Below are 22023 nucleotides of genomic sequence, written 5' to 3'. Positions count from 1 at the left end.
GCGGGCTGCCCTGTCGGGAGCTCGGCGTACTGCCGTGCATGGACATCGCCGGCTCCTCTCCCGGAACGTGGCGCCGGCTCGGTCCGGCGTCGTGGACGTCACCACTGTGCCCGTCCGCCGAATCGGGCGCCACCGAATAAAACGCTCCTGGACGAGACGCAATAAAACGCACCTGAACAAGGCGCACCGGCGAAGAGAACGCACCGGGCGAGAGCGCCGGGCGGGCGGCGCCTACGACCGCTACCGGCGGCGCCACCTGCGGCGGCGCGCCTTGCTGAAGAACCAGCCGGCGGGCGGCTCGTCGGAACGCCATGGCTGAGGGTCGGGCGCCTGGTTGCGCCAGCGCGCGGTCAGCATCCGGGCGCGCGCGGACGGTTCCGCGGTCGGAGCGGAGCGTATGAAGTCGTCGTCGAAGACGACGCCGTCCCAGGTGTCCCCGGCGGCGCCGTCCGCCCCGTCACCCCGTGGTGCTTCCGCTGCCATCCCCGGTTCCTCTCCGCCGCGCATCCCCTTTGCCCAGTGTGCCTGGGCAGATGTGAAGCCGCTGTCAAAAATGCCTTCGAGATGGGAAAGAAGAACGGGCCGATTCCGGTCGGGGTGCGGCCCGTTTCCGGGCCGCACCCCCACCGGTGGCCGGCCGGAGCCCCGCGGGAATCGTCACTCCTCGCCGGCGAGCGTCAGCGTCCGCAGCTTCTGCCCCGCGTACCAGGTGGCGGCCACGGTCACCGCGATCAGCAGCACCGTCGCGGTGGGCAGGCCCACGTCCGAGGTGACGAGCGAGCTGGCGGAGACCTTGTGCGCCACGGCGAGCGCCCACTGCTGGACGCTGAGTGTGCGCGCACCGGAGACCAGCGAGCCGAAGAGCGCCTCCCAGACCAGCGCGTAGACCAGGCCGAAGACCACCGCGTGCCGGCTCACCGTGCCGAGCAGCAGGAACAGCGCGGCATACGCGATGGAGGCGACCAGCGCCGCCACGGTGTACGCGACCGCGATCTGCTGGCCGTTGCCGTTGAGGATCAGGCCCGCGATGAACGTGGGCAGCGCCGAGAACGCCATGGTGACCGCGACCGCGACGATCAGCTTGGTGAAGATGATCGTGGGCCGTCTGACCGGCTTGGCCAGCAGATACACCACCGAGCCGTCGTCGATCTCGGGCCCTATCGCGCCGGTGCCCGCGATGACTCCGATGATCGGCACCATCGTGGCGAGGGCGAAGCCGCCGAGGACGTCGTGGGCCACCTGGTCGTCGGGGCCGGTCAGCGCCCGGACGATCGCGGAGATCACGATCAGCAGAATGGGCAGCGCACCGAGGATGAGGGCCCGGCGGCGGCCGAGCAGGCCCCGATAGGTGAGCCGGGCGACTGTGGGGTCGTACATCTTTGGCCTCCTACGCCGCGACCAGATACGAGAAGACGGACTCGAGGGACTCGTCGGACGGCGAGACCGTGAGCAGCCGGATGCCGTGCTCGCGCGCGACCTTGGGCAGCAGGGCGGTGAACCGGCCGAAGTCGACCGCCTGGATGCGCAGGGCGCCCTCGGCGAGGTCGACCTCGATGCCGGACGTCGACGGGTCGGCGATCAGCGCGGCCGCGAGCGCCCGGTCGTCGCTGGAGCGCACGAGGTAGCGGTGCGGGCGGTCGGTCATCAGGCGGCGGATCTTCCGGAAGTCGCCGCTGGCCGCATGCCGTCCGGCGACGATCACCTCGATGTGCGCGGCGAGTTGCTCGACCTCCTCCAGGATGTGGGACGAGAACAGCACCGTGCGGCCCTCGGCACCCATCCGCCTCAGCAGGTCCATGAGCTGCATGCGCTGGCGCGGGTCCATGCCGTTGAACGGCTCGTCGAGCAGCAGCAGGGACGGGTCGTGCACCAGGGCGGACGCCATCTTCACGCGCTGCCGCATGCCCTTGGAGTAGGTGGAGATCTTCCGGTCCTGCGCGTACTCCATCTCGACCGTGGCGAGCGCCCTTTGGGCGGCCTTCGCGCCCAGTCCGTGCAACTCCGCGTTGGCGACGACGAATTCACGCCCGGTGAGGAAGTCGTACATCGCCTCGCGCTCAGGGACGATGCCGATCTGCTGGTAGATCCGTTCGTTGCGCCACACGGTCTGTCCGTCGAGGGTGACGGAACCGGTGGAGGGGGCGAGGAAGCCGCCCATCATGTTGATGAGGGTGGACTTCCCGGCGCCGTTCGGGCCCAGCAGACCGGTGACACCGGGGCCGATGGTCATCGTGATGTCGTTGACGGCGACCACGTTGCCGAACCAGCGTGAGACGTGGTCGATGGTGAGCGTGGTCACAGCCCGGCCTTTCGGTAGCGGCGCATCAGCAGGCCGTAGCTGCCCGCGATGAGTCCCAGGACGACGAGGACGAAGACGACTCCCTGCGCGGACGAGGGTCCCTGCCCTCCGGGGTAGGAGGAGGACGCGCCGAGGAAGGCGGTCTGCACGCCGTCGATGAGCGTGACCGGCGAGAACAGTCCCATCCACACGAGGGCCGTGGAGTCGCCCGAGTGCACATGCGCGATGGCCTGGATGGTGGAGACGGCCCCGTAGGAGATGGTCAGGACGGCGATGACGGCCGCGATGCCGAAGCCGCGCCGGGGTGTGGCGGCCGCGATGACCAGGCTGATTCCGGAGAACAGCAGGGACAGCAGTGCCACGGAGACCAGCCCCTCGGCGAACCCCTTCGTCTGGTGGGCGAAGTCCAGCTTGGCGAGCAGCGCGCCCACGTACAGGACGAGCAGAGGCGCGGCGGTCAGGATGAACATCGCCGAGGCGAGGGCCGCGTACTTGGCGCGGACGTAGTCGGTGGTCTCTATGGGACGCGAGAAGTACAGCGGCACCGTCTTGAAGCGCAGGTCGCGGGAGACCGACTGGGGCGCCTGCGAGGCGACGTACAGGCCGATGACGGCCTGCATGATGATCGCGTAGCGCGTGTACTCGACGGGCAGGTCCTTCGCCTTGGTGGCGACCGCGACCGCCACCATGATCAGCGCGGGGACGCACATCACCACGAACAGCAGCATCGGCAGCACCTTGGACTTCACCGAGCGGCCGAGGCCGTAGGCGCCGCGCAGGGACTGCGAGTACAGCGACCGGCGGGCGTAGGCGCGGCCCAGGCGCGGGCCGTCGTACGAGCGGTAGCCGATGTTGTGGATCCGGGTCTGCTCGGCCCCGCGCGCCGTGGGCTGCTCAACCGCCATGGCCGACCGCCTCCTTCCGCTGCTCGTCGCTGTCCTTGAAGACCTCCGCGATGTGGTGCCTGCGCTGCTCCATGCGCACCAGGCCGAGGCCCAGGTCGGCGACGACGTCCCGGACGAGGTCGTACGTCTGCTCGCCCTCCGCGCTCAGCAGCAGGACGCGACCGGCACCCGGCAGTCCGCTGCCGTCGTGTGCGGTCACCCCGCGCGCGTGGAGCGCGTCGCGCACCGCGCGCGTGCCGTCGGGGTGCGCGTCGGTGTCGGTGACCTCGATCGCGAGGGTCGTGGTGGTCTGGGTGAAGTCCCGGGTGGAGCTGGAGCGCAGGAGCTTGCCGCCGTCGACGACGACGACATGGTCGCAGGTGCGCTCCAGCTCGCCGAGCAGATGGGAGGTGACCAGGACCGAGATGCCGAAGTCCGTGTGGACGCGGCGGATCAGGCCGAGCATGTCGTCGCGGCCGACCGGGTCGAGGCCGTTGGTCGGCTCGTCCAGGAAGACCAGCTGCGGGTCGTGCACCAGGGCCTGGGCGAGCTTCACACGCTGCTTCATGCCGGTCGAGTAGCCGCCGATGGGGCGGTAGCGCTCCTCGTACAGACCGACGTGGCGCAGGGTGTCCGCGGTGCGCTCACGGGCGGCGGTCGGGGGCAGGCCGGACATCCGCGCCATGTGGACGACGAACTCGGTGGCCGAGACATCGGGCGGCAGACAGTCGTGCTCCGGCATGTAGCCGACGCGCTCGCGGATGTCGCCGCCCTTGGTGGCGACATCGAGTCCGAGCACCTCGGCGCGGCCCTCGGTGGCGGGGGACAGACCCAGCAGGATCTTGATCAGTGTGGACTTGCCGGCTCCGTTGGCACCGACGAGCCCCGTCACACCGGGTCCGACGTCCACGGAGAGCCGGTCAAGCGCGGTCACCCTCGGGTACCGCTTGCTCAGGCTTTCGGTCGCGATCACAGTCACGGCATCGACGGTAGTGACACGGGGCACTGCCGTCGTCAGACCGCAGAGCTGTCTACGGGTCAGACTCCAGTCGTACGGGCCCGTAGGGGTCAGCCCTGAGGTCGACCGCCCTGGCAGGCCGCAGGGGGTCGCGGTGTCCCCATTGCCGTGGTTGTCCACAGCTTGCCGTGGTTGTCCACAGCCGCGCAGCCTCCTGTTGACGCAGCCTCTAACAACTGCCACATTCACGGTGTCCCGTCACGGACACGTACCGCAGTGGAGCCGACGGTCGGGACCTGGCCTGCTCGAGGGAGGGCGAGTGAGTCTCACGGGGGCGCGCGAGCGCCGGGTGCGGACGGGTGGAGTCGAGCTGTGCGTCGCCGAGTTGGGGGACCCCGCGCGGCCGACGGTGGTGCTCGTGCACGGCTATCCGGACAGCAAGGAGGTCTGGTCGCAGGTGGCCGCCCGCCTCGCCGGCCGCTTCCATGTCGTGCTGTACGACGTCCGCGGCCACGGCCGTTCGACGGCACCGAAGCCGCTGCGCGGCGGTTTCACCCTGGAGAAGCTGACGGACGACTTCCTGGCGGTGGTGGACGCGGTCAGCCCCGACCGGCCGGTGCACCTGGTGGGTCACGACTGGGGCTCGGTGCAGTCCTGGGAGTTCGTCACCGTCCGGCGCACCGAGGGCCGCGTCGCGTCCTTCACCTCGATGTCCGGGCCGTCCCTGGACCATTTCGGGCACTGGATCAAGCAGCGCACGAGGAGGCCCACCCCGCGCCGGTTGGGCCAGCTGCTGAGCCAGGGCGCCAAGTCCTGGTACGTGTACCTGCTGCACACACCCGTTCTGCCGGAGCTCGCCTGGCGCGGACCCCTCGGCAGACGCTGGCCCACGATCCTCCAGCGCGTCGAGAAGATGCCCGCCGACGGCTATCCGACCCCGTCGCTGCCCACGGACGCGGCCCATGGCGCCTGGCTGTACCGCGACAACGTACGGTCCCGGCTCAGCCACCCGCGTCCCGACGCGTACGCGCACGCGCCCGTGCAGCTCATCACGCCCCTCGGGGACGCGTTCCTGTCGGAGCGGCTCTACGACGAACTGGAGCGGTGGGCCCCGGAGTCGACCCGCCGCACACTGCCCGACAAGCACTGGATCCCGCGCAGCCGTCCCGATCAACTGGCCGCCTGGATCACGGACTTCGTGACCGCTGCCGAGGGCGGCCGGCCGGTCCCGGGGGGCAGCGGACGGTACGCGGAGCGGTTCGGCGGGCAGCTCGTGCTGGTCACCGGCGCGGCCAGCGGCATCGGGCGGGCCACGGCGCTCGCCTTCGCCGAGGCCGGCGCGCGCGTGGTCGCCGTCGACCGCGACACGGAGGGCGCGGCCCGCACGGCGGGGCAGGCCCGGCTGGTCGGGGCCCCCGAGGCCTGGGCCGAGACGGCCGACGTCGCGGACGAGCGGGCCATGGAGAAGCTCGCCGAGAAGGTCGCCGCCGAGTACGGCGTCGTGGACGTGCTCGTCAACAACGCCGGGATCGGCCTGTCCGGCTCCTTCTTCGACACGACCGCCGAGGACTGGCGGAAGGTCCTCGACGTCAACCTGTGGGGTGTCATCCACGGCTGCCGGCTCTTCGGGAAGCAGATGGCCGAGCGCGGACAGGGCGGCCACATCGTCAACACCGCGTCGGCGGCCGCGTATCTGCCCTCACGGGCGCTGCCCGCCTACAGCACCTCCAAGGCGGCGGTCCTGATGCTCAGCGAGTGCCTGCGCGCGGAGCTGGCCCCACAGGGCATCGGGGTGTCGGCGATCTGCCCCGGCCTCGTCGACACGAACATCACGTCGACGGCGCGCTTCACCGGCGTGGACGCGCAGGAGGAGACACGACGGCGGAAGAGGACGGCGCGCTGGTACGGCCTGCGGGGCTATCCGCCGGAGAAGGTGGCCGACGCGATCCTGCGGGCCGTCGTGCGCAACCAGGCCGTCGTGCCCGTCACCCCGGAGGCACGTGGTGCGCGTCTGATGTCCCGCTTCACGCCCCGCGCGCTGCGGGCGATCGCACGTTGGGAGCCGCCGCTCTGACGCCCAAGGAACGGTTCTCGGCCGTGGGTTGGCCGTGACACTTGACGTGCCAGGGAGTTGGACAACTTTGTCGATCGCATCGACTGCGGCGCCTGTGAGTTGACGGCCATCACTTGCCCTGTCGACGCCTTGACGCCCGTCGCCACAGCATTTTGGATCTGATTACCACAGAGTCCGGCAATCCGCTCCTAGTTGACGAACAGAGCACAGAACACGCTCAGTTGTCCACAGAATCGCCAATTCCCCTGTGGATAACCACACTTGGTTGTGGACCAAACATCGGGAGCAAAATCATGTGCGTGATCCGCGTCTCTCCCGCACGCTGGAGAGATGACAGAAAGGAACCATGAGAGACGCACCGTGAAGGTGTCGAAGTACCTCTCGAAGCACCTGCGCCACCAACCGGAGCGGATCGGTCTCACCCTCGACGAGGGCGGCTGGGTCGAGATCGACACGCTGCTCGCCGCGGCGGCCGCGCACGGCTTCGGGATCACCCGCGACGAGCTGGATCATGTGGTCGCCGCCAATGACAAGAAGCGCTTCGCGATCGAGGGCACCCGCATCCGCGCCAGCCAGGGCCACAGCATCGACGTGGACCTGGGGCTTCCCCCGGCCACCCCGCCCGCGTACCTCTACCACGGGACCGTGGCCCACAACCTCGACACGATCCGCAGGGAGGGCCTCAGGCCCATGAACCGGCACGACGTGCACCTCTCGCCCGATCGCGAGACCGCCACCCGTGTCGGTGCCCGCCGTGGCCGTCCGGTCGTCCTGGCGGTGGATGCCGGCGCCATGCACCGTGACGGACATCTCTTCCACGTCAGCGCCAACGGCGTATGGCTCACCAAGGCCGTACCACCGCGGTACCTGCGGTTTCCGGGCCCGCACTGACGCTCCCCCCGCGGTTGCAGGGTGCCGTTGATCAAGCCGGCGAAGCGACCACTCTTCGGCTCCGCTTACGCTCGATGCATGAGTCTGCGTCTGAGCACCGTGATCCTGCCGTACGTCCGCTGGCACGAGGGCGGGCGTTCCGCATGGCAGCGTGCGGAGCAGCTCGGCTTTCACACCGCGTTCACCTACGACCACCTGTCGTGGCGGTCGTTCCGCGACGGCCCGTGGTTCGGCGCCGTCCCGACGCTCACGGCCGCGGCCGCCGTCACCGACCGGCTGCGCCTCGGCACGCTGGTGACCTCCCCGAACTTCCGGCACCCGGTCACCCTCGCCAAGGAGCTGATCTCCCTCGACGACATCTCCGGCGGCCGGATCACCCTGGGCATCGGCGCGGGTGGCACCGGCTTCGACGCCACCGCGCTCGGCCAGGAGCCGTGGACCCCGCGCGAGCGTGCCGACCGGTTCGGCGAGTTCGTCCCGCTGCTCGACCGGCTGCTCACGGAGGACTCCGTCTCGCACGAGGGCGACTACTACTCCGCGCACGAGGCACGCAACATCCCCGGCTGTGTGCAGCGGCCCCGGCTGCCGTTCGCGGTGGCCGCGACCGGGCCGCGCGGACTGAAGCTCGCCGCCCGGCACGGTCAGGCCTGGGTGACGACCGGCGATCCCAAGCTCTACGAGACCGGCACCCCCGAGCAGTCGCTGCGGGCCCTGCGCGCGCAGACCGAGAAGCTGGCCGACGTATGCGCCACGATCGGCCGCGATGCGTCGGAGCTCGACAAGGTCCTGCTCACCGGCTTCACCCCCGACCGTGGACGGCCGCTGGAGTCCCTCGACGCGTTCGTCGACTTCGCCGGCCGCCACGCGGAGCTGGGCTTCACCGACCTCGTGATCCACTGGCCCATCCCCGACTCCGACTTCGCGGCGGACACCAAGGTCTTCGAACGGATCGCCATGGAGGCCCCGGCCCAGCTGGGCTGAGCGACCGGATGTGAGCGCGCTGGTGAGCAGCGTCACCACTCACCTGTGCGGACTCCCGCACGGCCGTGCGGGCATATGCGTCAGAATGGGGCCCGTGACCTCAGCGACCAGACAGCCCGAGACGCCGGCGCCCACCGTTCCACCCCGGCTGATCGCGACAGACCTCGACGGCACTCTGCTGCGCGACGACAAGTCGGTCTCCGAGCGCACGGTCGCCGCACTGGCCGCCGCCGAGGATGCCGGCATCGAGGTGTTCTTCGTCACGGGTCGTCCCGCCCGCTGGATGGACATCGTCAGCGACCATGTCCACGGTCATGGACTGGCGATCTGCGGCAACGGCGCCGCCGTGGTCGACCTGCACGGCGGCCCGGGCACCCACCGCTTCGTCAAGGTCCGGGAGCTGGCCCGGGAGAACGCCCTCGACGCCGTACGCCTGCTGCGGGACGCCGCGCCCGGCACGGTGTACGCCGTCGAGCAGACGTACGGCTTCCACCAGGAGCCGGCGTACCCGAAGCTGCACATGGAGATCCCGGACCTCCTCGCGCCCGCGGAGGAACTGCTGGCCCCGGACGGCCCCGGCGCCCATGAACCGGTCCTCAAGATCCTCGCCTACCACCCGGAGCTGGACCCGGACGCCTTCCTCACCCTGGCCCGCCTCGCCGTCGGCGACCGCGCGACCATCACCCGGTCCAGCCCCAGTGCGCTGCTGGAGATCAGCGGCCCCGGCGTCTCCAAGGCGAGCACGCTCGCGCTGTGCTGCGCCGAGCGCGGCATCTCCCACGAGGAGGTCGTCGCCTTCGGTGACATGCCGAACGACGTGGAGATGCTCACCTGGGCGGGCCAGTCGTACGCGATGGGCAACGCGCACCCGGACGTGGTGGCCGCGGCCTCCGGACGGACGGTCGCCAACAACGAGGACGGGGTGGCAGTGGTGATCGAGCGGATCCTCGCGGAGCGGATGTAGTCCCCGGCGAGCAGCGCTGGAGGAGCCGCGCCCCGGTGGGGAGGTGCTCTCTGGGGACAGGCACCCCTCAGGGCTTCACGCCCCGCGCCGTCAGCCACGGCACCGGATCCTCGCTCGACTCCAGCTCCGGAGTGGACCGCACCTCGAAGTGCAGGTGCGGACCCGTCGAGTTGCCCGTCGTGCCCGACTGGGCGATCCACTGTCCCACGGCCACCCGTTCGCCCTGGACGACGGTGACGGCCGCGAGATGGGCGTACTGCGTCCAGTAGCCGCCCGGATGCTCGACCACGATCTGCATGCCGAACGCACCCCCGCACGCCACCTTCACGACCTTCCCCGCCCCGACCGACCGCACCGGCGTCCCGATCGGCACCGCGAAGTCCTGGCCGGTGTGCCGGTGCGCCCAGTGGGCGCCGCCGCTGCCGAAGCCCGCTGACAGACGGTAGGACTCCACCGGCGTCACCCAGCTGCGCCTGGGCTTCGGGTACGGCCGTCCCAGCCGTACGGCCCCCGGACACGAGCCCGTGGCGGCGGACGCGTCGGCCTGGCTCTGCAGCACCTGCCGCGCCCGCTCCAGCTGCGCCTCGATCTCCCTCTTCCTCCCGGCCAGCGCGCGGTTCCGTCTCTCCAGGGAACGCCACTGCGCGGCCGCCCATGCCTGCTCCTCGGCGAGCCGGGCCTCCGCCCGGCGGCTCCTGGCGGCCGCGTTCTCCACGGCGAGGTCCGCCTGCGTGTACACATGCTGACTTCGCATCAGCTTCTCGGGAGTGTCCGCGAGCAGCATCTGGGCGGTGTACGGCAGCCCGCCCCCCTTGCGGTACTGGGCGCGCGCGATCCGGCCCAGGTCCTTGTGCAGCACCGCGATGTGCTTGCGCTCCCGCGCGAGGAGTTGTCCGGACCGCCGCGCCCTGGCGCGCTGCTTCTCGGCCTCCCGGCGTCCCACCTCGTACCGCCGCGTCACCACGGTGGCATCCTCGTACAGCCGCGCCACGCGGGCGCTGACGCCGGAGTCCGCCTGACCGCCTCCCGCCCCGCCCTCGGCCTCGACCTCGACCTCGGTGGGCCGCGCCAGGAACACCGCGACCGCGCATATGAGGACCGGAACGAGCAGGGAACCCCGGTGAGATGAGTGCATATCAGCGATCGTGACCCACAGCGGGGGCCGAGGCCCTGTTCAGCTCGTACGGCTGGGGGAACGGGCGACCACGGATGGCCCAGGACATCCCTCGACCGGTGGGAACTCCGCTCGGGCGTCAGGGTGAAGGGTTGCGGGCACCGACGAGGGCCCGGACCGCCGATCCCGCCTCTCCCGCCTGCCCTGGCAGCAGATCTCCCCGGGCCTCCCGCTGCACCGTCTCCCGCAACGGTCCCTCCACCGCCGCCAGCTCCGGGTACGCGCCCCGCTGAACCACCCGGCCCTCAGCGAGCACGATCACCTCGTCGACCGCTTCGAGGCCCGCCAGTCGATGGGTGATCAGCAGCGTCGTACGGCCCTCCGTGGCGGCCAGCAGATCCGCCGTGAGCGCGTCCGCCGTCGGCAGGTCGAGGTGTTCCGCGGGCTCGTCGAGGACCAGGACGGGGAAGTCGGCCAGTAGCGCGCGGGCCAGGGCGAGCCGCTGGCGCTGGCCGCCGGACAGCCGTGCGCCGTGCTCGCCGATCAGCGTGTCGAGACCGTCGGGCAGCCCGTCGGCCCAGTCGAGGAGCCGCGCCCGCGCCAGCGCGCCGCGCAGCTCCCCTTCGCTCGCGTCCTTCCGTGCGAGCAGCAGGTTCTCCCGTACCGAGCTGTCGAAGAGGTGCGCGTCCTGGGCACACAGCCCGACCAGACGTCGTACGTCGTCGCCGTCGAGCGTCTTCGCGTCCGTGCCGCCCAGCGTGTACGAGCCTGCGGCCGTGTCAAGGAACCGCAGCAGCACCTGTGCGAGCGTCGTCTTGCCCGCACCGGATGCTCCGACCACGGCGATCCTGCGGCCCTGTTCCAGCGTGAGGTCGAGCCCGGTGAGCGCGTCCCGCTGCCGACCGTCGTAACGAGCGGTGATTCCCTCCAGGACGAGGGGGAAGGGAGACGAGGGCGCCGGCCCTGGCCGCTCCGGCTCGCGCACGGGCTCGGGGGCGTCCAGCACCTCGTACACGCGCTCGGCGCTTCTGCGCACCCGCTGCCGGTGCTGCACGGCCGACGGCAGACCCAGGACCGCCTCGAAGGCGGCCAACGGGGTGAGCACCACGACCGCCATGGCCACGCCCCCGAGCCGGCCGGCGGCCACGGCCTGCGCGCCCACGAGGGAGGCGGCCGCGACGGTCAGGCCCGTGACGAGCGCGGTGAGCCCGTCGCCGAGCGCGGTGGCGGTGGCGGCGCGGGAGGCGATACGAGTGAGCACACCATCGGCCCGTCGCGCCTCGGCGGTACGCGTGGGCAGCGCTCCGGCGATCGCCAGCTCGGCCGTCCCGGTGAGCAGGTCCGTCACCCTGGTCGCCAGCACTCCCCGGGCGGGTGCCAGCCTCCCCTCCGCCCGACGCGCCACGGCTGCGGTCACCAGGGGGACGCCCGCCCCGGCCGCCAACAGCCCCACGGCGAGGACGACACCGGCCTCCGACAGCAGCCAGGCGGTGAAGCCGACAGAGCCGGCCGCCACGAGGAGCGCGGCGCCCACGGGCAGCAGCCACCGCAGCCAGTAGTCCTGCAACGCGTCCACATCGGCGACCAGCCGCGACAGCAGATCGCCGCGCCGGGTCATCCGCAACCCGGCCGGTGCGAGCCGCTCCAGGCGCCGGTAGACGGCGACCCGGGCGTCAGCCAGCATCCGCAGCACGGCGTCGTGCGACACGAGCCGTTCCGCGTACCGGAACACCGCCCGCCCGATCCCGAACGCCCGCGTGGCCGTCACGGCGACCATCAGATACAGCACGGGAGGCTGCTGGGAAGCCCGCGAGATCAGCCACCCGGAGGTGGCCATCAGCCCGACGGCGCTCCCAAGCGCGAGAGCGCCCAGCAGCAGGGCGAGGACGAGCCGGCCGCGGCGGGGACCGGCCATGGCACGGACACGGGCGAGCACCCCACCGCGGCTCGCTGGGGAGGGGGCGTACGTCTGCTCGTCGTGGCCGAACGCCAACTCCGCTGTCCCGGGGCGGGGCGAGGCAACGGCCGCGGTATGTGCGGCACCGCTCGTCGCGGCGTGCTCCTCGGCGTCCAGCCGTACGACCCGGTCCGCCGGCCCGAGCAGCGCCGGACGGTGCACGACCAGCAGCACCGTCCGGCCGACCGCCAGCCGGCGCACCGCCTCCACGATCTCCGCCTCGGTCTCCCCGTCCAGGGACGCCGTCGGCTCGTCGAGCAGCAGCACCGGGCGGTCGGCGAGGAACGCCCGGGCCAGGGCGAGCCGTTGCCGCTGGCCGGCGGAGAGTCCCGCCCCGTCCTCGCCGAGCACGGTGCCGGCCCCGGCGGGCAGCGCATCCACGAACTCCAGCGCACCGGCATCGCCCAACGCCCTCCGCACGGCCGCGTCGTCCGCGTCCGGCCGCGCCAGCCGTACGTTCTCGGCGATGGTGCCCGCATACAGATGCGGCCGCTGTGGCACCCAGGCGATCCGCGAGCGCCACTCCTCCAGATCGGCCGAGGCGAGATCGACTCCCCCGACCCGTACGCACCCCTCGGTGGGCGGCACGAACCCGAGCAGGACATGGAGAAGGGTCGACTTGCCCGTGCCGCTCGCTCCGACGAGGGCAACCGTCTCACCGGGTGCGACCGTCAACGAGGCATCGGACACCGCGTCGGACGACCGTCCGGGGTAGCGGACGGTCACGCGCTCGAAGGTGATCTCTCCCTCCGGCAGGCGCCGCGTCCCACAGGACGGCACGGGCGTCTCCAGCACCGAGAAGATCTCCTCGGCAGCGGAGAGGCCCTCCGCCGCCGCGTGGTACTGCGTGCCCACCTGTCGCAGCGGTAGATACGCCTCCGGCGCAAGAACGAGGATGACCAGCCCGACGTACAGGTCCATGTCGCCATGGACGAGCCGCATGCCGATGGTCACCGCGACAAGCGCGACCGAGATCGTGGCCAGCAACTCCAGCGCGAAGGACGACAGGAAGGCGATCCGCAGTGTCCGCATGGTTGCCTGGCGGTACTCGCCGGTGATCCGCTTGATGGACTCGGCCTGCGCCTTGGCGCGGCCGAAGACCTTGAGTGTCGGCAGTCCGGCGACCACGTCGAGGAAGTGTCCGGACAGTCGGGACAGCAGCCGCCACTGCCGGTCCATCTGGGAGCGCGTGGCCCAGCCGATGAGGATCATGAAGAGCGGGATCAACGGCAGCGTGCCGACGATGATCGCCGCCGATACCCAGTCCTCGGTCACGATCCGCGCGAGGACCGCCACCGGGACGACGACGGCAAGCCCCAGCTGCGGCAGATAGCGCGAGAAGTAGTCATCGAGCGCATCGACTCCCCGTGTGGCCAGGGCGACCAGCGATCCGGTCCGCTGTGTCCCCAGCCACCCGGGACCGAGGGCCACCGCCCGCTCCAGCAGCCGTCCCCGCAGCTCGGACTTCACCGCCGCGCTCGCCCGGTGAGCGGCGAGTTCGGTGAGCCATGAGACCAGCGCGCGGCCGACCGCCACGACCATCAGCAGCAGCAAGGGGGTGCGCAGCTCGCCGACCGAGGAGTGGTGCTGGAAGGCGCCGACCACCACCTCGGCGATCAGCATCGCCTGGGCGATGACCAGTACCGCGCCGACGGCACCCAGACCGACGACCGCCCCGAGGAAGAGGCGGGTGGCACGGGCGTAGCGGAGCAGTCGTGGATCGATAGGTTTCACGTGAAACACACCCTTTGACCATCGGGCGTGTTTCACGTGAAACACGCCATGCGATCCCAGGTGGGCGTGTTCCGTGAGAAACACGCCCACCGAGCGGAATCAGTGCGCCGCCTCCATGGCGATGTGCTGGGTTCCGATGCGCTTGCGGAACACCCAGTACGTCCAGCCCTGGTAGAGCAGGACGATCGGCGTGGCGATCCCGGCACACCACGTCATGATGTTCAGGGTGTAGGGGCTCGACGAGGCGTTGCTGACCGTCAGGCTCCAGTCCGCGTTGAGCGTGGACGGCATGACGTTCGGGAAGAGCGTCAGGAAGAGCATCGCGACGGCCGCCACGATGGTGACCCCCGAGAACGCGAACGACCATCCCTCACGCCCGACCTGGTTCGCCACGAGCGCGGCGACCAGTGCGACCACCGCCACGATCATCGCGACCAGACTCTTGCCGTCACCCCGGTCGATCTGCGCCCAGGCGAGGAAGAGCAGTGCCACCACGGCGGTCAGCAGTCCGACCGACAGGGCCAGCTTCCGTGCCCGCTCCCGGATGTCCCCCACGGTCTTGAGCGCGGTGAACACCGCTCCGTGGAAGGTGAACAGCGTCAGCGTCACCAGACCGCCGAGGAGCGCGAACGGGTTGAACAGATCCCAGACGCTGCCCACGTACTCCAGATGCTGATCGATCTTCACGCCCCGCACGATGTTGCCGAAGGCCACACCCCACAGGAACGCCGGGATCAGTGAGGTCCAGAAGAGGGCGGTCTCCCAGTTGCGCTGCCACTTCTCCTCGGACCGCTTCGCCCGGTACTCAAAGGCGACACCGCGCACGATCAGACAGACCAGGATGACCAACAGCGGCAGATAGAAGCCGGAGAAGAGCGTGGCGTACCAGTCGGGGAACGCGGCGAAGGTCGCGCCGCCCGCGCTGAGCAGCCACACCTCGTTGCCGTCCCAGACGGGACCGATCGTGTTGATCAGCACGCGCCGCTCAAGGCGGTCGCGGGCCAGCAGCTTGGTCAGGATGCCGACCCCGAAGTCGAAGCCCTCCAGGAAGAAGTAGCCGGTCCAGAGGATCGCGATGAGGACGAACCAGACGTCGTGAAGTTGCATGATGAGCGCTCCCTCGGCCTAGTACGAGAAGGCCATCGGCTTGTCGGCGTCATGGGAGTCGCCGCCGATCCTGGTGGGCGGGTTGAGGTCGGCCTCGCTGAGCTCGGGCGGTCCGGCCTTGACGTACTTCGTCAGAAGCCTGACCTCCACGACCGCGAGGATCGCGTAGAGCAGGGTGAACACGGTCATCGAGGTGATCACCTCGCCCTGGGAGACACCGGGGGAGACCGCGTCATGGGTGCGCAGAACGCCGTACACGACCCACGGCTGACGGCCCATCTCGGTGAAGATCCAGCCCCAGGAGTTGGCGATCAGCGGGAAGGCCAGGGTCCAGATCGCTATGCGCCAGTACCAGGTGGTGACCGTGGGGCCGAGCGCCTTCTTCCTGAAGAGGACCAGGTGCGGCACCTCGTCCTCACCGACCCGCAGATGGTGCGGCAGCATGAACTTTTTGCGGGTGAGCCAGAGCCCGGCCAGTCCGATGGCGAAGGACGCCATGCCGAAGCCGATCATCCAGCGAAAGCCCCAGAAGGTGACGGGAATGATGGGGCGGTAGTCGCCGGGGCCGTACTTCTGCTGCTCGGCCTTGTTGGTGTCGTTGATGCCGGGGACGTAGGAGCTGAGGTCGTCGTTGGCGAGGAACGACAGTACGCCGGGGACGGACAGCTCGACGGTGTTGTGGCCCTTGCTCACGTCGCCGTAGGCGAAGATCGAGAACGGCGCGGAACTCTGACCGTTCCAGAGGGCCTCGGCAGCGGCCATCTTCATCGGCTGCTGCTTGAACATGACCTTGCCGAGCAGGTCGCCGCTGACCGCAGTGAGCAGGCCGGCGATGACGACGGTGACCAGCCCCAGCCGCAGCGACGTCTTCATCACGGCGATGTGCCTCTTGCGGACCAGGTGGAAGGCGGCGATGCCGACCATGAACGCGCCGCCCGTGAGGAAGGACGCGGTCAGGGTGTGGAAGACCTGGGTGAGCGCGGTGTTCTGGGTCAGGACGTGCCAGAAGTCCGTGAGCTCGGCGCGCCCCCTCGCCTTGTTGATCCGGTAGCCGACCGGGTGCTGCATCCAGGAGTTGGCCGCGAGGATGAAGTACGCCGACAGGACGGTGCCGATCGAGACCATCCAGATGCAGGCGAGGTGGAGCTTCTTCGGCAGCTTGTCCCAGCCGAAGATCCACAGCCCGATGAACGTCGACTCGAAGAAGAAGGCGATGAGGGCCTCGAACGCGAGCGGCGCACCGAAGACGTCACCGACGAAGCGCGAGTAGGCGGACCAGTTCATGCCGAACTGGAACTCCTGGACGATGCCGGTGACGACACCCATCGCGATGTTGATCAGGAAAAGCTTGCCCCAGAACTTCGTGGCCCGGAGGTACTTCTCCTTCTCCGTCCGCACCCAGGCGGTCTGCAGGCCGGCCGTCAGGGCGGCCAGCGAGATCGTCAGCGGCACGAACAGGAAGTGGTAGACGGTGGTGATGCCGAACTGCCATCGCGCCAGTGTCTCCGGCGCCAGAGCCAGGTTCACGTCGTCTCTCCTTACCTCGCCGCGATCACGAGCGGCGGTTTGCCCCGCTTGTCACGCACATCGACGGAGCAATCGGCGCGCTTGTGAACGCGTTCACATTCACAAGCAATTATGGCGCATACGGTTTCGCGGCCTACGGGAGGGGGCCCCTAAGCGATGCGCCAGGTCGGACAGCTCATGAGAGACAGCTCATGAGAGAGGCGGCACCCCGGGAACGAATCCCGGGGTGCCGCCTCTCGCGTGCGCGTGCAGGGGGCTAGGGCCTGTGTGACGTTGTGATCAGCCAGTTGCCTTCAGCAGGTCGTTGATCCAGATCATTGAGGCACGGAGGTGGAGGCCGGCGAGGTAGCTCTCGGGCGTCTTGTCGTATCGAGTGGCGATGCCCCGCCAGGCCTTCAGCTTGTTGATGAGCCGCTCGACCGTGTTCCGCTCCTTGTAAAGATCACTGTCGTGGCACGTGGGGCGGCCGCCTCGGCGGCCCTTCTTCTTACGGTTGGCGGCCTGGTCCTTCTTCTCAGGAATGACTGCCTTGATGTTGCGTTTCCGCAGGTAAGAACGGTTAGCGCGGGACGAGTAGGCTTTGTCCGCGGCGACAGCGCCGGGCCGGGTTCGAGGCCGGCCGACAGGAAGACGGACCCGTATCTTCTGCAGCACGGGGACGAACTGCGGGCTGTCAGCGGCCTGTCCTGCGGTCAGCACGAGGGACAGCGGGCGGCACCTGCGGTCCGCGGCGAGATGAATCTTGCTCGTCAGTCCACCACGGGATCTGCCGAGCAGGGCTTGGTTCAAGCGGAGCTTGCGCCGTCGCCTGATACGCCGTCGCTCTTCCTGCTCGGGGTCGTCGCCGCCGTCCTGCCCGTTCTGTCCCGGCGGGCCGCCCCTTTTTGTTGGGCCCGCTCCTGCTCGGCGGCGGCTTCCTCAAGGGCGTCCATGATGTCCTTGCCGAGCTGCATCCCGGCCGCGTCGTGGTGGGCGCGGGAAGTAGTGGAGTCCACGCTGACCAGGGATAAGTCCGTCTGTCCCCGGCGAGCGGCCTCGGCGATCATGCCTTCCAGAAGAGCGGAGAAGACTCCGGCGTCCCGCCAGACGCGAAAGCGCCCGTAGACGGTCGCCCACGGTCCGAACTCGGAGGGCATCTCGCGCCACTGGGCGCTGGACCGGAACCGCCAGATCACCCCCTCGAACTGCTCCCGCAGCCGCTCGGGGTACGGACCGTACTCGCCTATCGGCAGGTACGGCTCGATGAACTTCCACTGCTCGTCGGTGAGTTGCCTACGTGTCACATCCATCGTCCTACCAGGTCCCGTCCCCGCACGGGACCAGAACCCGAGATTGATCACGACCTCACACAGGCCCTAGTGCTGTGGCCGGAAAGGTTTGCCGGGAAGCTCGCGGCGTCCGGTGCGGTGCATCGCAAGGCGGAGCGTCGCCCGCGTACTGGATGTACTCGGGCGATGCGACAACGCGGCGAGGTGCCGTGCCGGACGCCGCGAGCCGGTGAACCTTTCCGGTCGCAGCACTAGGACAACTAGGACGCCTTGCGGAAGCCCTCCGCCACCTTCACGAAGATGTCGTTCGCCTCGGCCTCACCGATCGTCACGCGCACCCCTTCGCCCGGGAAGGGCCGCACGACCACACCGGCCTGCTCACAGGCGGCGGCGAAGTCCACCGTGCGCTCCCCCAGCCGCAGCCACAAGAAATTCGCCTGGGTCTCCGGCACCGTCCAGCCCTGGGCGCGCAGCGTGTCGACCACACGGATGCGCTCGCACACCAGCGAGCCGACCCGGCCGAGCAGCTCGTCCTCGGCGCGCAGCGAGGCGACGGCCGCCTCCTGCGCCAGCTGGCTCACCCCGAACGGCACCGCCGTCTTGCGCAGCGCCGCGGCCACCGGTTCATGGGCGATCGCGAAGCCGACACGCAGCCCGGCGAGGCCGTACGCCTTGGAGAAGGTGCGCAGGACGCAGACGTTCGGCCGCCGGCGGTACAGCTCGACGCCGTCCGGCACCCGGACGTCGCGGATGAACTCCCGGTACGCCTCGTCGAGCACCACCAGCACGTCGGCCGGCACCCGGTCGAGGAAGCGCTCCAGCTCCTCCCGGTGCACCACCGTGCTGGTCGGGTTGTTCGGGTTGCAGACGAATATCAGCCGGGTGCGGTCGGTGATCGCGTCGGCCATCGCGTCCAGGTCGTGCACCTCGCCCTCGGTCAGCGGCACCTGCACCGACGTCGCACCGCTGATCTGGGTGATGATCGGGTACGCCTCGAAGGACCGCCAGGCGTAGATCACCTCGTCGCCCGGGCCGCTCGTGGCCTGGATCAGCTGCTGGGCGACGCCGACCGAGCCGGTGCCGACCGCGAGGTCGGACGACGGCACGCCGAAGCGCTCCGACAACTCGCTCAGCAGCCCGGAGCACGCCATGTCGGGGTAGCGGTTGAAGGAGCACGCCGCCTCGGTCACCGCCTCCATCACGCCCGGCAGCGGCGGGTAAGGATTCTCGTTCGAGGACAGCTTGTAGGCCACCTGGCACCCCGCCGCGGCGGGCTTGCCGGGCCTGTAGGTGGGGATACCCTCCAGCACGGCACGCAGCCTCGGGCTTGTCTCGCTCACCGCAGTCCTCCTCGCGCACACCACCGGCTCATGACCGCCACCGGTTCCAATGCTTCTCACCTTATGAGGATTCGACGCCGCTGCGAATGGGCTGTGGACATCCGGGTCCCTCCCGGGCACATCGGTGAACCAGAAGGCGCGCGTCGCCGTATGAAGCCGTATGAACCGGAGTATCGCCGGATCAAGGCGCGCGCATCAGGGGCGCGTCTTCCCTTGTCCCGCGCGCCGGTAGCTCACGCCGTGGCGCGCATCCCTCGTGAAGGTGAGTTGAGACCTCTTCGAAATATGGGCACCTTGGCAGGCTCATGCGCGCCAACACACTACGTATCATCGTTGAATAGCTCAACTCCATTGATTCCTAAGGCCTTTGGGGAAGATTGACCATGCAGAAACGTGCCTGTCAACGAGTGCATATGCGTCCGCACTACCCCACCGCATGAGCCCTACTATCGGCTCGCCATGACAGCAGCAGGGAAGCACCAGGTGAGCCGGGCAGAGACCTCCCGCCGGGGCAGCCGGCCGGGCCGGGCGGGCATCAGAGACGTGGCCGCCGCCGCCGGGGTCTCCATCACGACCGTCTCCGACGCCCTCAACGGCAAGGGCCGGCTGCCGGACGCCACCCGACGCCATGTCCGCGAGGTCGCCGACCGGCTGGGCTATCGCCCCTCCGCCGCGGCCCGCACCCTCCGTACGGGCAAATCGGGCCTCATCGGCCTGACCGTGACGACGTACGGGGATGAACCTTTCACCTTCACCGAGTTCGCGTACTTCGCGGAGATGGCCAGAGCCGCCACCTCGGCCGCGCTCGCCCGGGGCTATGCCCTGGTCATCCTGCCCGCGACCTCCCGCCACGACGTGTGGTCGAACGTCGCCCTGGACGGCACGGTCGTCATCGATCCGTCCGACCAGGACCCCGTGGTCAGCGAGCTGGTCCGGCAGGGCTTACCCGTCGTCTCCGACGGCCGCCCGGCCGGCTCACTCCCGGTCACCGCCTGGGTGGACAACGATCATGAGGCCGCGGTCCTGGACATCCTCGACCACCTGGCGGCGGCGGGCGCCCGCCGGATCGGGCTGCTGACCGGCACCACCACCGACACGTACACGCACCTGTCCACCACCGCGTACCTGAACTGGTGCGAGCGTGTCGGGCAGGATCCGGTCTACGAGGCCTACCCGGCCCACGACCCGTGCGCGGGCGCCGTCGCCGCCGACCGGCTGCTGGCCCGCCCCGACCGTCCCGACGCGGTCTACGGGCTCTTCGACCCCAACGGCACCGACCTGCTGGCCGCCGCCCGCCGCTACGGACTGCGCGTCCCCGACGACCTGCTGCTGGTCTGCTGCAGCGAGTCCGCCGTGTACGCCAACACCGAACCGTCCGTCACGACTCTCTCACTGAAGCCACGCCGGATCGGCACCGCCGTGGTCCAGCTCCTCATCGACGCGATCGAGGGAGTCGAGTCGGAGCGGCCGGTCGAGCAGGTGATACCGACAGAGCTGATCGTGCGGACGTCCTCGGAGCGGCGACCACCCCGCACGACGATCAGCCCGCCCCGGTCGCCCGAGCAGGGGTAGCGTCGGTGACCCGCGGGTGACGCACAGGTTGCCCGCGGACGGCGCACCGCCGGGCTCGCGAGAGGGAAAGCACCGCCTATATGGGGCGAATGCCGCGGTCAGCCGGGGTCCCGCCCCGATTCACCACCCCTGGGTCATCACATGGCGCGATCCGCATTCCTATGATGGGCCCACGGCACCGCGGGCCGCTGCGACCAGGCAGTCCGATGGGGTGCAGATGCGGCGCGATGGTGGAGGGGTCGATGACTCAGGGGGCCGGTCAGGGACCCGAGGTGGAGCGGACGGCGACATTGCGCGACTTCCGGGTGCCTGCGTACGTCCACGAGACCGGTCCGTACGCGCAGAGCACGCCGCCCGGCGAGGCCGCCGCGCCCGTCGCGGAACCCGAGGGGTACCCGCAGGGGTACTCCGACGCGTACACGCCCACCGAGCGGGACCTCCCGGTCATCAACCGCGATGACACGCTCCAGGTGACCGTGGATCCCACGACCGCACCAGCCCCGCAGCCCGCCGACGGCCCCGGCCCGCTGTTCGTCGTCGGGGACGTCCACGGCTATCTCGACCAACTCGTTGCGGCCCTCCAGGAGAAGGGCCTCATCGACGCCCAGGGGCACTGGTCCGCGGGCACGGCACGGCTGTGGTTCCTGGGCGACTTCACCGACCGCGGGCCCGACGGCATCGGCGTGATCGACCTGGTGATGCGGCTGTCCGCGGAGGCCGCCGCGGCAGGCGGCTACTGCAAGGCGCTCATGGGCAACCACGAGCTGCTGCTGCTCGGTGCCAAGCGGTTCGGCGACACGCCCGTCAACTCCGGCGCGGGCACGGCCACCTTCCAGGCGGCCTGGCTGCTCAACGGCGGCCAGAAGACGGACATGGACCGCCTTCAGGACCACCACCTCCAGTGGATGGCCCGTCTGGACGCGGTGGAGGAGGTGGACGGACATCTGCTGGTCCACTCGGACACCACCGCCTACCTCGACTACGGCGACTCCATCGAAGCGGTCAACGACACCATCCGCGAGACGCTCACGCGCAACGACGCGGACGAGGTGTGGGACCTGTTCAGGAAGTTCACCAAGCGCTTCTCCTTCCGCGACGAGGGCGGCGCCGACGCCGTACGGTCCCTGCTGGACACCTACGGTGGCAGGCGCATCGTCCACGGCCACAGCCCCATCCCGTACCTCCTGGGCGAGGTCGGCTCCGAGGACGACCAGGACGGCGCGGGTCCGGTCGTCGAGGGTCCGCACATCTACGCGGACGGGCTGGCGATCGCGATGGACGGCGGCGTGACCATGGCCGGAAAGCTGCTGGTCCAGCAACTTCCCCTGGTCGGCTGAGCGTTCACCGGGCAGG

At 69.9% G+C, this 22023-nt stretch carries 16 protein-coding genes and 1 pseudogene; 6 read left to right on the top strand and 11 right to left on the bottom strand.

What is annotated here, in order from left to right; all coding sequences use genetic code 11:
• Positions 1–240: 240 nt before the first annotated feature.
• From ASC56_RS26205 to ASC56_RS26185, 5 genes are all read right to left on the bottom strand, one after another.
• Entirely contained in the window at positions 241–483 is a 243-nt protein-coding gene (locus ASC56_RS26205; protein ID WP_055494006.1) for a hypothetical protein, read from the bottom strand.
• A 174-nt stretch (positions 484–657) separates the two neighbouring features.
• Positions 658–1377, bottom strand: coding sequence for an ABC transporter permease (locus ASC56_RS26200; protein ID WP_055494005.1), 720 nt, complete (start codon positions 1375–1377; stop codon positions 658–660).
• A 10-nt stretch (positions 1378–1387) separates the two neighbouring features.
• Entirely contained in the window at positions 1388–2299 is a 912-nt protein-coding gene (locus ASC56_RS26195) for an ABC transporter ATP-binding protein (RefSeq protein WP_055494004.1), read from the bottom strand.
• Positions 2296–3204 (bottom strand): ABC transporter permease, encoded by a 909-nt coding sequence (locus ASC56_RS26190; RefSeq protein WP_055494003.1) that lies wholly within the window; start codon positions 3202–3204, stop codon positions 2296–2298. Before ASC56_RS26190 ends, ASC56_RS26195 begins: the two co-directional genes overlap by 4 nt.
• On the bottom strand, positions 3194–4156 hold the full coding sequence (locus ASC56_RS26185; protein ID WP_055494002.1) for an ABC transporter ATP-binding protein: 963 nt from the start codon (positions 4154–4156) through the stop codon (positions 3194–3196). The genes ASC56_RS26190 and ASC56_RS26185 overlap by 11 nt, the downstream gene beginning before the upstream one ends.
• A gap of 304 nt (positions 4157–4460) precedes the next feature.
• Here ASC56_RS26185 and ASC56_RS26180 point away from each other — a divergent pair, with 304 nt between their 5' ends.
• From ASC56_RS26180 to ASC56_RS26165, 4 genes are all read left to right on the top strand, one after another.
• Positions 4461–6215, top strand: coding sequence for an SDR family oxidoreductase (locus ASC56_RS26180; protein ID WP_055494001.1), 1755 nt, complete (start codon positions 4461–4463; stop codon positions 6213–6215).
• A gap of 330 nt (positions 6216–6545) precedes the next feature.
• On the top strand, positions 6546–7106 hold the full coding sequence (locus tag ASC56_RS26175; RefSeq protein ID WP_055494000.1) for an RNA 2'-phosphotransferase: 561 nt from the start codon (positions 6546–6548) through the stop codon (positions 7104–7106).
• A gap of 78 nt (positions 7107–7184) precedes the next feature.
• Positions 7185–8087, top strand: a complete 903-nt coding sequence (locus ASC56_RS26170; protein ID WP_055493999.1) for an LLM class flavin-dependent oxidoreductase — start codon at positions 7185–7187, stop codon at positions 8085–8087.
• Between the two features lie 94 nt (positions 8088–8181).
• Complete coding sequence (locus ASC56_RS26165; protein ID WP_055494048.1) at positions 8182–9051, top strand: HAD hydrolase family protein; 870 nt, start codon at positions 8182–8184, stop codon at positions 9049–9051.
• Positions 9052–9118: 67 nt separating this feature from the next.
• On the opposite strand, the gene ASC56_RS26160 is transcribed toward ASC56_RS26165, so the two are convergent.
• The 6 genes and pseudogenes from ASC56_RS26160 to hisC form a co-directional block, all read right to left on the bottom strand.
• Positions 9119–10186 carry a M23 family metallopeptidase gene (locus ASC56_RS26160; RefSeq protein ID WP_055493998.1) on the bottom strand — a complete coding sequence of 356 codons (1068 nt, stop codon included), beginning with the start codon at positions 10184–10186 and terminating at the stop codon, positions 9119–9121.
• Between the two features lie 118 nt (positions 10187–10304).
• Entirely contained in the window at positions 10305–13856 is a 3552-nt protein-coding gene (gene cydD, locus ASC56_RS26155) for a thiol reductant ABC exporter subunit CydD (RefSeq protein ID WP_055493997.1), read from the bottom strand.
• 99 nt (positions 13857–13955) lie between these two features.
• Positions 13956–14963: a cytochrome d ubiquinol oxidase subunit II gene (cydB, locus tag ASC56_RS26150; RefSeq protein WP_055493996.1), complete on the bottom strand. Its 1008-nt coding sequence runs from the start codon at positions 14961–14963 to the stop codon at positions 13956–13958.
• Between the two features lie 18 nt (positions 14964–14981).
• Positions 14982–16490: a cytochrome ubiquinol oxidase subunit I gene (locus ASC56_RS26145; RefSeq protein ID WP_055493995.1), complete on the bottom strand. Its 1509-nt coding sequence runs from the start codon at positions 16488–16490 to the stop codon at positions 14982–14984.
• Positions 16491–16769: 279 nt separating this feature from the next.
• Positions 16770–17773, bottom strand: a pseudogene (locus ASC56_RS38430) (IS5 family transposase).
• Between the two features lie 245 nt (positions 17774–18018).
• Positions 18019–19098: a histidinol-phosphate transaminase gene (gene hisC, locus ASC56_RS26130; RefSeq protein WP_055493993.1), complete on the bottom strand. Its 1080-nt coding sequence runs from the start codon at positions 19096–19098 to the stop codon at positions 18019–18021.
• Between the two features lie 459 nt (positions 19099–19557).
• Between hisC and ASC56_RS26125 the strand changes: the two genes are divergently transcribed.
• The gene (locus ASC56_RS26125) at positions 19558–20670 is read left to right on the top strand and encodes a LacI family DNA-binding transcriptional regulator (RefSeq protein ID WP_055493992.1); all 1113 of its coding nucleotides are present in this window, start codon (positions 19558–19560) and stop codon (positions 20668–20670) included.
• Positions 20671–20897: 227 nt separating this feature from the next.
• The gene (locus ASC56_RS26120; RefSeq protein WP_267887638.1) at positions 20898–22007 is read left to right on the top strand and encodes a metallophosphoesterase; all 1110 of its coding nucleotides are present in this window, start codon (positions 20898–20900) and stop codon (positions 22005–22007) included.
• Positions 22008–22023: the final 16 nt, after the last annotated feature.

This window comes from Streptomyces sp. TP-A0356, assembly GCF_001417775.1.
In the GTDB taxonomy this organism is placed as follows: Bacteria; Actinomycetota; Actinomycetes; order Streptomycetales; family Streptomycetaceae; genus Streptomyces.
Note: the sequence above shows the minus strand (reverse complement) of the source record. Positions and strands in the feature narration are given on the sequence as shown.